At 58.4% G+C, this 14154-nt stretch carries 1 protein-coding gene; it reads left to right on the top strand.

Going from position 1 to position 14154, the window contains the following annotated elements:
- The first annotated feature begins 163 nt into the window (after nucleotides 1–163).
- Nucleotides 164–14125, top strand: a complete 13962-nt coding sequence (locus HZ99_RS18070; protein ID WP_038444923.1) for a retention module-containing protein — start codon at nucleotides 164–166, stop codon at nucleotides 14123–14125.
- Nucleotides 14126–14154: the final 29 nt, after the last annotated feature.

Raw genomic sequence — 14154 nt, 5'->3', positions numbered from 1 at the left:
GCGCCAATAAGGTCAATAGTTTGGCATAAAGTAAATCGCCAATAAATATAGCCAATTATTTGACGCCACCCGTTTTATAAACTACGTACTTCCCAGGCTGATGAATTCCATCAAGTCTCAGCCACAGGAACACCCACAGAATGGATCGCCGGAGAAATCTTCAATGAGCAGTGTTGTTGCAATCGTCAAAAGCATTGTTGGCCAAGTTTTCGTCATTTCTCCGGAAGGCGCTCGCCGGGTGCTGGTTGAAGGTGATCGTCTGTTCGCGGGCGATCAAATTGACACTGGCATGTCGGGTGCCGTGAGCCTGGAGCTGGCCGATGGCCGTACCCTGGACCTGGGGCGTGATACCCAGTGGAGCGCCAATACGCCCGACTCCAGCACTGACCTGGCCCAAGCCACTGCTCAGGCTGCACCTTCGGTAGCGCAGTTGCAGCAGGCCATTGCCGCCGGCGCTGACCCGACCACCGACCTGGAAGCCACCGCCGCCGGCACGGCAGCGACTGGCACGGGCGCTGCCGGTGGCGGCCACAGCTTTGTGCTGCTCAATGAGACCGCAGGCTCGGTCGACCCAACCATTGGTTTTCCGACGACTGGCCTGGGTTTCGCGACCAATGCGTTGACCGACGAGCTAGGTGGGCAGCGCACCGACCCTACCGTGCCCCCACCTTTGCCGTCGACCCTGACCCTGGGCGCCACGCCGACCATCACCGAAGCCGGCGGCGTGCTGACTTACACTGCCACGGTGTCCCAGCCATCCACCAGCAACCTGACGGTGACCCTGTCCAACGGCGCGGTGATCACCATCCCGGCCGGCCAGGTGACCGGCTCCGTCAATGTGCCCCTGGCACCGAATGACAGCCCGTACATCGATCCCGGCCAGATCAGTGTGACCGTGACCGGCACTACCGGTGGCAACAATCTGGTACTCACCGTCGACCCGACACCGGCCGTGACCCAGATCACCGACACCATCGATACCACCACCGTCACCCTGACAGCAGGCGACACGGTGACCGAAGGCGGCCAGATCACCTACACCGCGACCTTGACCAACCCGGCGCAGACGCCTGTCTCCATTACCTTGAGCAACGGCTCGGTCATCACCATTGAGGCGGGCAAATCCACCGGTACGGTGGTGGTCGATACGCCGGCCAACGACGTCTATAACAATGGCAGCACGGTCAGCACCACCATTACCGGGGCAACCGGTGGCAACTTCGAAAACCTGGTACCGGACACGACCCCTGCCGTCACCACGATTACCGACTCGGTCGACGACACCGGCGTGACCCTCACCGCCACCAACACCGTCACCGAAGGTGGCCAGATCACCTACACCGCGACGCTGACCAACCCGGCGCAAACTCCGGTTACCGTGACGCTGTCCAACGGTTCGGTGATCACCATCAAGGCCGGCGAGTCCGTTGGCACCGTGGTCGTCGACACCCCGGCCAACGACGTCTACGTCAACGGCAGCACAGTCACGACGACCATCACCGGGACGACCGGTGGCAACTTCGAAAACCTGGTGCCCAACACGACGCCTGCCGTCACCACCATCACCGACTCGGTCGACACCACCACCGTGACACTGACGGCTCCAGGTGATGTCAGCGAAGGCGGCCAGATCACCTACACCGCCACGCTCTCCAACAAAGCGGACACTGACGTTACGCTGAAGCTGGATAACGGTTCGACCATCATCATCAAGGCGGGTGAAACCGTTGGTTCCGTCACGGTCGATGCTCCGGGCGATGACGTGTTCATCGATAAAAGCACGCAAACCGTGAAGATCGTCGAGACGACTGGCGGTAACTTCGAAAAACTGGAAGTGGCAGGTGATGGTGCGACCACCACCGTCAACGACACCATCGACAAGGTCGATGTGGTGCTGACCGCAACGACCACCGTGGGCGAAGGTGGCCAGATCGTCTACACCGCGTCGCTGGTGGACAAGACGGGTAACCCGGTCACCAACACCACCAATGCGCTGACCGTCACGCTGGACAATGGCCAGACCATCACCATTGGCGTCGGCCAATCCGCTGGCACTGTCAGCACTGTCGCGCCGAACGATGTGTATGAGGGCAACCAGACCGTCACCACCGCGATCACCAATGTGACCGGCGACGCGCACTTCGAAAACCTGGTGCCTGGCACCACGCCGGTCAACACCACCGTGACCGACACACCCGGCACCACCGACACCACCACCGTCACCCTGACCGCGCCAGGCGAAGCCGACGAAGGTGGCAACATCACCTACACCGCGACCTTGAGCAACAAGGCCGGCAGCGACCTGACCCTGACCCTGAGCAATGGTGACGTCATCACTATCGCCAAGGGCGAGACGACCGGCCAGGTGACGTCAAAGGCACCGAGCGACGACGTATTCAAAGATGCAGGCCCGATCAACGTCACGATCAATCCGGACTTCGTGGGGGGTGGCTTCGAGAAGCTTGATATTGCTCCGGGCGGGGCGACGACGCAGATCAACGACACCATCGACAAGGTCGATGTGGTCCTGACGGCCACCAAAACCGTGGGTGAAGGCGGCCAGATCGTCTACACCGCCACCCTTGTGGATAAAAACGGCGCACCGGTGACTAACGTCACCAGCCCAGTAACGGTGACTTTGGATAACAACCAAGTCATCACCATCGGTGTGAACCAGTCGAGCGGCACCGTTTCGACTGTGGCTCCGGACGATGTGTACAAAGGCGATCAAACCGTCACGACCGGCATCAAGGAAGTGACTGGCGGCGAGCACTTTGAAAATCTCGTTCCAGGTACCGATAAAGTCACCACCATCGTGACCGACACACCGGGCACCGATAACACCACTACCGTCACCCTGACTGCGCCTAACGCCGTCAACGAAGGCGGCAAGATCACTTACACCGCGACGTTGAGCAACAAGGCGGACACTGACGTCACCCTGACCCTCGACAACAAGCAAACCATCACCATCAAGGCCGGTGAAACCGTCGGTACCGTGACGGTGGATGCTCCAGGCGATGACGTGTTCATCGACAAGAGCACCCAGACCGTCAAAATTACCGGTACTGAAGGCGGCAACTTCGAGAAGCTGGTGGTGGCTGGCGATGGCGCAACAACAACCATCAACGACACCATCGACAAGGTCGATGTGGTGCTGACGGCCACCAAAACCGTGGGCGAAGGCGGCCAGATTGTTTACACCGCCACCCTTGTGGATAAAAACGGCGCACCGGTGACTAACGTCACCAGCCCAGTGACTGTGACTTTGGATAACAACCAGGTCATTACCATCGGTGTTAATCAATCGAGCGGTACTGTCTCGGCTGTGGCTCCAGATGATGTGTACAAGGGCGATCAGACCGTCACGACCGGCATCAAGGAAGTGACTGGCGGCGAGCACTTTGAAAATCTGGTTCCAGGTACCGACAAAGTCACCACCATCGTGACTGACACACCAGGCACCGATAACACCACTACCGTCACCCTGACTGCGCCAAACGCCGTCAACGAAGGCGGAAAGATCACTTACACCGCCACCTTGAGCAACAAGGCTGACACTGACGTCACCCTGACCCTCGACAACAAGCAAACCATCACCATCAAGGCCGGTGAAACCATCGGTACCGTGACGGTGGATGCCCCGGGCGATGACGTGTTCATCGACAAGAGCACCCAGACCGTCAAAATTACCGGCACTGAAGGCGGCAATTTCGAGAAGCTGGTAGTTGCAGGCGATGGCGCAACAACAACCATCAACGACACCATCGACAAAGTCGATGTGGTGCTGACCGCCACCAAAACCGTGGGCGAAGGCGGCCAGATTGTCTACACCGCCACCCTTGTGGATAAAAACGGCGCACCGGTGACTAACGTCACCAGCCCAGTAACGGTGACGCTGGATAACAACCAGGTCATTACCATTGGCGTCAACCAGTCGAGCGGCACCGTTTCGGCTGTGGCTCCAGATGATGTGTACAAAGGCGATCAGACCGTCACGACCGGCATCAAGGAAGTCACCGGCGGCGAGCATTTCGAGAACCTGGTTCCAGGTACCGACAAAGTCACCACCATCGTGACTGACACACCAGGCACCGATAACACCACTACCGTCACCCTGACTGCGCCAAACGCCGTCAACGAAGGCGGAAAGATCACTTACACCGCCACCTTGAGCAACAAGGCTGACACTGACGTCACCCTGACCCTCGACAACAAGCAAACCATCACCATCAAGGCCGGTGAAACCATCGGTACCGTGACGGTGGATGCCCCGGGCGATGACGTGTTCATCGACAAGAGCACCCAGACCGTCAAAATTACCGGCACTGAAGGCGGCAATTTCGAGAAGCTGGTAGTTGCAGGCGATGGCGCAACAACAACCATCAACGACACCATCGACAAAGTCGATGTGGTGCTGACCGCCACCAAAACCGTGGGCGAAGGCGGCCAGATTGTCTACACCGCCACCCTTGTGGATAAAAACGGCGCACCGGTGACTAACGTCACCAGCCCAGTAACGGTGACGCTGGATAACAACCAGGTCATTACCATTGGCGTCAACCAGTCGAGCGGCACCGTTTCGGCTGTGGCTCCAGATGATGTGTACAAAGGCGATCAGACCGTCACGACCGGCATCAAGGAAGTCACCGGCGGCGAGCATTTCGAGAACCTGGTTCCGGGTACCGATAAAGTCACCACCATCGTGACCGACACACCGGGCACCGATAACACCACGACCGTGACTTTGACGGCTCCGTCTGAAGTGAGTGAGGGTGGCAAGGTCACCTACACCGCTACGCTTTCCAATAAAGCGGACACCGACGTCACCCTGACCCTCGACAACAAACAAACCATCACCATCAAGGCCGGTGAAACCATCGGTACCGTGACGGTGGATGCTCCAGGCGATGACGTGTTCATCGATAAGAGCACCCAGACCGTCAAAATTACCGGCACTGAAGGCGGCAATTTCGAGAAGCTGGTAGTTGCAGGCGATGGCGCAACAACAACCATCAACGACACCATCGACAAGGTCGATGTGGTCCTGACGGCCACCAAAACCGTGGGCGAAGGCGGCCAGATTGTTTACACCGCCACCTTGGTCGACAAGGACGGGAAAACGGTCACCAACACTACGGGTCCGCTGACCATCACCCTGGATAACAACCAGGTCATCACCATCGGTGTGAACCAGTCGAGCGGCACCGTTTCGGCTGTGGCTCCGGACGATGTGTACAAAGGCGATCAGACCGTCACGACCGGCATCAAGGAAGTCACCGGCGGCGAGCACTTTGAAAATCTCGTTCCAGGTACCGATAAAGTCACCACCATCGTGACCGACACACCGGGCACCGATAACACCACTACCGTCACCCTGACTGCGCCTAACGCCGTCAACGAAGGCGGCAAGATCACTTACACCGCGACGTTGAGCAACAAGGCGGACACTGACGTCACCCTGACCCTCGACAACAAGCAAACCATCACCATCAAGGCCGGTGAAACCGTCGGTACCGTGACGGTGGATGCTCCAGGCGATGACGTGTTCATCGACAAGAGCACCCAGACCGTCAAAATTACCGGTACTGAAGGCGGCAACTTCGAGAAGCTGGTGGTGGCTGGCGATGGCGCAACAACAACCATCAACGACACCATCGACAAGGTCGATGTGGTGCTGACGGCCACCAAAACCGTGGGCGAAGGCGGCCAGATTGTCTACACCGCTACCTTGGTCGACAAGGATGGGAAGACCGTCACCAACACTACGGGTCCGCTGACCATCACCCTGGATAACAACCAGGTCATCACCATCGGTGTGAACCAGTCGAGCGGCACCGTTTCGGCTGTTGCTCCAGATGATGTGTACAAGGGCGATCAGACGGTTACTACCGGCATCAAGGAAGTGACTGGCGGCGAGCACTTTGAAAATCTGGTTCCAGGTACCGATAAAGTCACCACCATCGTCACCGACACACCGGGCACCGATAACACCACTACCGTGACTTTGACGGCTCCGTCTGAAGTGAGTGAGGGTGGCAAGATCACCTACACCGCTACGCTTTCCAATAAAGCGGACACCGACGTCACCCTGACACTCGACAACAAACAAACCATCACCATCAAGGCCGGTGAAACCGTCGGTACCGTGACGGTGGATGCTCCGGGCGATGACGTGTTCATCGACAAGAGCACCCAGACCGTCAAGATCACCGGGACCGAAGGCGGCAACTTCGAGAAGCTGGTGGTGGCTGGCGATGGCGCAACAACAACCATCAACGACACCATCGACAAAGTCGATGTGGTGCTGACCGCCACCAAAACCGTGGGTGAAGGCGGCCAGATCGTCTACACCGCTACCTTGGTCGACAAGGATGGGAAGACCGTCACCAACACTACGGGTCCGCTGACCATCACCCTGGATAACAACCAGGTCATCACCATCGGTGTGAACCAGTCGAGCGGCACCGTTTCGGCTGTTGCTCCAGATGATGTGTACAAGGGCGATCAGACGGTTACTACCGGCATCAAGGAAGTGACTGGCGGCGAGCACTTTGAAAATCTGGTTCCAGGTACCGATAAAGTCACCACCATCGTCACCGACACACCGGGCACCGATAACACCACGACTGTGACGCTGACGGCTCCGTCTGAAGTGAGTGAGGGTGGCAAGATCACCTACACCGCGACGTTGAGCAACAAGGCTGACACCGACGTCACCCTGACCCTCGACAACAAGCAAACCATCACCATCAAGGCCGGTGAAACCATCGGTACCGTGACGGTGGATGCTCCGGGCGATGACGTGTTCATCGACAAGAGCACCCAGACCGTCAAAATTACCGGCACTGAAGGCGGCAATTTCGAGAAGCTCGTGGTGGCTGGCGATGGTGCAACAACAACCATCAACGACACCATCGACAAGGTCGATGTGGTGCTGACGGCCACCAAAACCGTGGGCGAAGGCGGCCAGATCGTCTACACCGCTACCTTGGTCGACAAGGATGGGAAGACCGTCACCAACACTACGGGTCCGCTGACCATCACCCTGGATAACAACCAGGTCATCACCATCGGTGTGAACCAGTCGAGCGGCACCGTTTCGGCTGTGGCTCCGGATGATGTGTACAAAGGCGACCAAACCGTCACGACCAGCATCAAGGAAGTCACCGGCGGCGAGCATTTCGAGAACCTGGTTCCTGGGACCGACAAAGTCACCACCATCGTGACTGACACACCGGGCACCGATAACACCACTACCGTGACTTTGACGGCTCCGTCTGAAGTGAGTGAGGGTGGCAAGATCACCTACACCGCGACGCTTTCCAATAAAGCGGATACCGACGTCACCCTGACCCTCGACAACAAGCAAACCATCACCATCAAGGCCGGTGAAACCATCGGTACCGTGACGGTGGATGCCCCGGGCGATGACGTGTTCATCGATAAGAGCACCCAGACCGTCAAGATCACCGGGACCGAAGGCGGCAACTTCGAGAAGCTCGTGGTAGCTGGCGATGGTGCAACAACAACCATCAACGACACCATCGACAAAGTCGATGTGGTGCTGACCGCGACCAAAACCGTGGGTGAAGGCGGCCAGATCGTCTACACCGCTACCTTGGTCGACAAGGACGGGAAAACGGTCACCAACACTACGGGTCCGCTGACCATCACCCTGGATAACAACCAGGTCATCACCATCGGTGTGAACCAGTCGAGCGGCACCGTTTCGGCTGTGGCTCCGGACGATGTGTACAAAGGCGATCAGACTGTTACTACCGGCATCAAGGAAGTGACTGGCGGCGAGCATTTCGAGAACCTGGTTCCGGGTACCGATAAAGTCACCACCATCGTGACCGACACACCAGGCACCGATAACACCACCACCGTCACCCTGACTGCGCCTAACGCCGTCAACGAAGGCGGGAAAATTACTTACACCGCGACGTTGAGCAACAAGGCTGACACTGACGTCACCCTGACCCTCGACAACAAACAAACCATCACCATCAAGGCCGGCGAAACCGTCGGTACCGTGACGGTGGATGCCCCGGGCGATGACGTGTTCATCGATAAGAGCACCCAGACCGTCAAAATTACCGGCACTGAAGGCGGCAACTTCGAGAAGCTGGTAGTTGCAGGCGATGGCGCAACAACAACCATCAACGACACCATCGACAAGGTCGATGTGGTGCTGACCGCCACCAAAACCGTGGGTGAAGGCGGCCAGATCGTCTACACCGCCACCCTTGTGGATAAAAACGGCGCACCGGTGACTAACGTCACCAGCCCAGTAACGGTGACGCTGGATAACAACCAGGTCATCACCATCGGTGTGAACCAGTCGAGCGGCACCGTTTCGGCTGTGGCTCCGGACGATGTGTACAAAGGCGACCAGACGGTTACTACCGGCATCAAGGAAGTGACTGGCGGCGAGCACTTTGAAAATCTGGTTCCAGGTACCGATAAAGTTACCACCATCGTCACCGACACACCGGGTACCGATAACACCACTACCGTCACCCTGACTGCGCCAAACGCCGTCAACGAAGGCGGCAAGATCACTTACACCGCCACCTTGAGCAACAAGGCTGACACTGACGTCACCCTGACCCTCGACAACAAACAAACCATCACCATCAAGGCCGGTGAAACCATCGGTACCGTGACGGTGGATGCCCCGGGCGATGACGTGTTCATCGACAAGAGCACCCAGACCGTCAAAATTACCGGCACTGAAGGCGGCAACTTCGAGAAGCTGGTAGTTGCAGGCGATGGCGCAACAACAACCATCAACGACACCATCGACAAGGTCGATGTGGTGCTGACGGCCACCAAAACCGTGGGCGAAGGCGGCCAGATTGTCTACACCGCCACCCTTGTGGATAAAAACGGCGCACCGGTGACTAACGTCACCAGCCCAGTAACGGTGACGCTGGATAACAACCAGGTCATTACCATTGGCGTCAACCAGTCGAGCGGTACTGTCTCGGCTGTGGCTCCAGATGACGTGTACAAAGGCGATCAGACCGTCACGACCGGCATCAAGGAAGTGACTGGCGGCGAGCACTTTGAAAATCTCGTTCCAGGTACCGATAAAGTCACCACCATCGTGACCGACACACCGGGTACCGATAACACCACTACCGTCACCCTGACTGCGCCTAACGCCGTCAACGAAGGCGGCAAGATCACTTACACCGCGACGTTGAGCAACAAGGCTGACACTGACGTCACCCTGACCCTCGACAACAAACAAACCATCACCATCAAGGCCGGTGAAACCATCGGTACCGTGACGGTGGATGCCCCGGGCGATGACGTGTTCATCGACAAGAGCACCCAGACCGTCAAAATTACCGGGACCGAAGGCGGCAACTTCGAGAAGCTGGTGGTGGCTGGCGATGGCGCAACAACAACCATCAACGACACCATCGACAAGGTCGATGTGGTGCTGACCGCGACCAAAACCGTGGGCGAAGGCGGCCAGATTGTCTACACCGCCACCCTTGTGGATAAAAACGGCGCGCCGGTGACTAACGTCACCAGCCCAGTAACGGTGACGCTGGATAACAACCAGGTCATCACCATCGGTGTTAATCAATCGAGCGGCACCGTTTCGGCTGTGGCTCCGGATGATGTGTACAAGGGCGATCAGACCGTCACGACCGGCATCAAGGAAGTGACTGGCGGCGAGCACTTTGAAAAACTGGTCCCGGGCACTGACAAGGTCACTACCACTGTCACTGATACCCCTGGTACTGACAACACCACGACCGTGACTTTGACGGCTCCGTCTGAAGTGAGTGAAGGTGGCAAGATCACCTACACCGCCACTTTGAGCAACAAGGCTGACACCGACGTCACCTTGAAGCTCGACAACAACCAGACCATCACCATCAAGGCCGGCCAAACGGTCGGCACGGTGATCGTGGATGCTCCGGGCGATGACGTGTTCATCGATAAGAGCACCCAGACCGTCAAGATCACTGACGCCACTGGCGGTAACTTCGAGAAACTCGTAGTTGCAGGCGATGGTGCTACCACCACGATCAACGACACCATCGACGACGTGAAGGTTGTGCTGACAGCCACCACTAACGTCACAGAGGGTGGCCAGATCGTCTACACCGCCAGCCTCGTGGGCAAGAACGGTGCGGCGGTGACTAACGTGGGTTCCGACCTGGTGGTCAAGCTGGACAACGGCTTGAGTATTACCATCGGCAATGGCAAGACCAGCAGTACTGCCAACTTCACCGCGCCGAATGACTTCTACGTTGGCGCCAAGGATATTTCTGCCAAGATCACCAACGTGGTCAGCGGTGGCGACAAGTATGAAAACCTGATTGTTGTCGGCACTCCAGTGGTCACCAAGGTGACGGACGTGACAAGCGACACCGTGATCAGCATCGCGGGCGATACCTCGGTGACCGAAGGCCAGACCGCTCACTACACGTTGAACCTGACCCAACCGGCAGACACCGAAGTCACCGTAACCCTCTCGTATAAAGGCGTGGCCCAGGACGGCACCGACTTCAACGGCGTGTACACCGTGAAGATTCCGGCCGGCCAGAGCAGTGCGACGTTCGATATCAAGACCATCGACGACAAGCTGACCGAGCCTACGGAGAAGTTCGAGATCAGCATCTCTGGCACCTCCGGTGGCAACTTCGAGAACCTGGTGGTCAGCCCCACCAACGGGAAAATCGAAACGTCGATCATCGATAACGATGCTCCACCGACCATCGACCTGGATGCCAACAATTCCAGTGGCGCCACCGGGAACGACTTCAAGACCACGTTCACCGAAGGCGGCACGGGTGTGTCGATTGCTGACACTGACATCAAGATCACCGACCCGGACAGCACCCAGCTGACTGGCGCTACCGTGGTCCTGACCAATACTCAGCCAAACGACTCGCTGAGCTATACCAAAGTCCCCGGCATCAACGTGACCTCGGCCACGGATCCGGTCACCGGCAAGATCACCCTGACCCTCACCGGGACGGCGTCGCTGGCTGACTACATGCTGCAGATCAAGAACATCACGTTCAACAACAGCAGCGAAGACCCGAGCACCACGCCACGGACCATCACCGTGACCGTGACCGACGGCGGCAACTACTCGAACGTGGCCACCACCACAGTCAATGTGGTGGCCGTCAACGATGCACCGGTTGCCACAGGCGGTGCCGTCACCGGTACCGAAGACACGTCGCTGACGCTGACCTGGTCGAACTTCGGCGTCACCGATGTGGACTCCCCGCAGGCCAGCCTCGGGGTGAAAATCACCGAGCTGCCAGTGGCCGGCAAGCTGCAGTTCCTGGCAGCGGACGGCACTACCTGGACCAATGTCACCGCCGGCCAGACCTTCACCAAGGCGCAGATCGACGACGGCAAACTGCGCTTCACACCTAACGCCAACGAATCCGGAGCCGACGGCTACGGCGGCACAGGTGTGGGCAACAAGCAGGCCGACTACGCACAGTTCAAGTTCCAGCCGACCGATGGCAAGGACCTGGGCGTGAATGCCACCGTGAAAGTCGACATCACCCCGGTTGCAGATGCGCCGACCTTGAGCGTGGCCGATAACAGCATCGCCTCGGTAGGCCTGACCAAGCAGAGTTGGGACAGCATTTCGGGCCTGGGCAACAACGGTAATGGCGCCTCGGCGACTGTACTGAAAAATGCGATCGACAACGCCGGGACACCAACCACCACGACGATTGCAACCGACGTAGCATCAACTGCAAACGTACCGGGCGGCGCTGGGTCCAAGACCTCCGGCCTGATCTACCTGGAGGCCGGCAAGACCTATACCTTCAGCGGCTATGGCGATGACAGCATCCTGATCAACGTCGGCGGCAAAGACGTGGCCAACGGTCTCTGGGGCTCGAACTCCGGCCAGTTCAACGGCACCTTCACCCCGACCAGCAATGGCTACTACAGCATTGATATCTACCATGCCAACCAGGCGGGTGCCGGTAGCTATGACGTCAACCTGTCGGTCAACGGCGGTCCGGTCACTAACCTGAGCAATACCAACATCCCGATCTACACCGGGGTCAACGACCTGATCAACGCCGGCGCCCAGGTGTCTGACCTGCACGGCACCAATGGCCAGGGCTATTACGATGCGTACAAGCTCAACGAAGGGCTGGAAAACGGCACGGTCAAGCTGAGCAAGGTCACCACTGGCCTGACCGATACCGATGGTTCGGAAACCCTGAGCGTGAAGATTGGCGGCATCCCGGTGGGTGCGGTGCTCAGCGACGGTGCCGGGCATACCTTTACGGCGACCAAGGGCCTGACCGAAGTGGACGTCACCGGTTGGAACCTCAACAGCCTGAGCCTCAAGCCACTGCCTTACACCAGCGGCCAATACAACCTGACCGTGACGTCGACCTCCACCGAAACCCTCGGCGGCTCGGCTACAACCGTGGCCAATGTGCCGGTCAAGGTGTACCCGGCAACCTACAGCGGTAACACCGCGACTTCCGGCGATGACAACGTCACCGGTACCAGTAACAACGACATCATCGTGGCGGACGTTTCGGGCCTGAACGTGGTCCAGGGCAAGAACTACAACATCGCGTTCATGATCGATACATCGGGCAGCATGGATGCGAACGCGGTGAAAACGGCGAAAGACTCGCTGACCACCGTGTTCAACTCCCTGAAAGACAGCATCGGCTCCAGCACCTCGGGCACCGTGAATATCTTCCTCGCGGACTTCGATACGCAAGTCAACCAGACGGCGTCGGTCAACCTGAAAGACCCGGGCGCCCTGGCTGCCCTGCAAAGAGTTCTGGATTCGATGGTGTCAGGAGGCGGCACCAACTACGAAGACGTGTTCAAGGCAGCAGCCAACTTCTTCAAAAGTGCCCAGGCGACCAGCAATACGGGCGCAATCAACACGACGTACTTCATCACCGACGGTGAGCCAACGTACTACCAGCGCAATGAGCAGACCAATCCGAACTTGTACGGCAACGTCAAGCTGGACGATGTTGTCACCATGAGCAACTACACCCTGGGTACCGCCACCCGGATCACTATCGATTCGGAGCACTACCTTGACATCAATGCTGCCGGGACGGTGACCCTCGGGACCTACAACTGGTGGGGCTGGGGGCAGTCCAACCTGGGCACTATTCATGCCCAAGGGGATGGCACCTTTGAGCTCTCAGTCCTTGGCGCCAACGGTACAGCGGCAAGCGCCACCGACCCTACGCTCATCAGCAACTCCCAGAGCGCATTTGCACTGCTCAAAGGCTTGTCCACAGGGGGCATTGAAGCCATCGGCCTCAACAACGGGGTCAGCTTGCCTCAGTTGGCGCCGTACGACAGCGATGGCAAACCACAAACCAACATCGATCCGAAGGACCTGGCCAACGCCATCCTCGGTCACAGCGAGGCCACCCTGCCGGGTGCCGACCGTGTCGATGGGGGTGACGGCAACGACATCCTGTTCGGCGACCTGGTGAGCTTCCCGGGCATTACCGGCGAGGGCTACAACGCCATCCAGTCCTATGTGGCTGGGAAAAACGGCGTCGCGGTGTCTGCCGTCACCGGCCAGGATGTGCATAAGTACATCACCGAGCACTACAACGAGTTCAACACCTCGGGTGCCAAGGACGGTAATGACACCCTGCTGGGTGGCTCGGGTGATGACATCCTGTTCGGCCAGGGCGGCAACGACTACCTGGACGGCGGCAAGGGTAATGACATCCTGCTGGGCGGCACCGGTAACGACACGCTGATCGGCGGCCAGGGCAATGACATCCTGATCGGCGGTACGGGTGCCGATACCTTTGTCTGGAAAGCGGGCGACACCGGCAACGATGTGATCAAGGACTTCAAGGCCGCCGAAGGCGACCGTATTGACCTGCGCGACCTGCTCAAGGGTGAAACCGACGGCACCATCGACAACTTCCTGAAGTTGACCACGGTGGATAACGTGACCACGCTGCAGATCAGTTCCGAAGGCAAGCTCAACGCCGCCGGTGGCCTGGCCAACGCGGATGTGACGATCAAGCTGGAAGGCAATAACTGGTCCGGCCAGTCGATCAACTCGCTGATCACGGGTGCTGACCCGACCATCAAGGTCGATCACACCTAAGCTGAGCCATTGACCCGGCCGCCTCCTGA

Origin of the sequence: Pseudomonas fluorescens (genome assembly GCF_000730425.1) — a bacterium.
Classification (GTDB): Bacteria; Pseudomonadota; Gammaproteobacteria; order Pseudomonadales; family Pseudomonadaceae; genus Aquipseudomonas; species Aquipseudomonas fluorescens_X.
This window is presented reverse-complemented; position numbering and strand designations above follow the sequence as displayed.

Excerpts from the sequence above, each read along its gene's own strand:
- HZ99_RS18070 (WP_038444923.1), top strand. The coding sequence starts at position 164 with ATGAGCAGTGTTGTTGCAATCGTCAAAAGCATTGTTGGCCAAGTTTTC.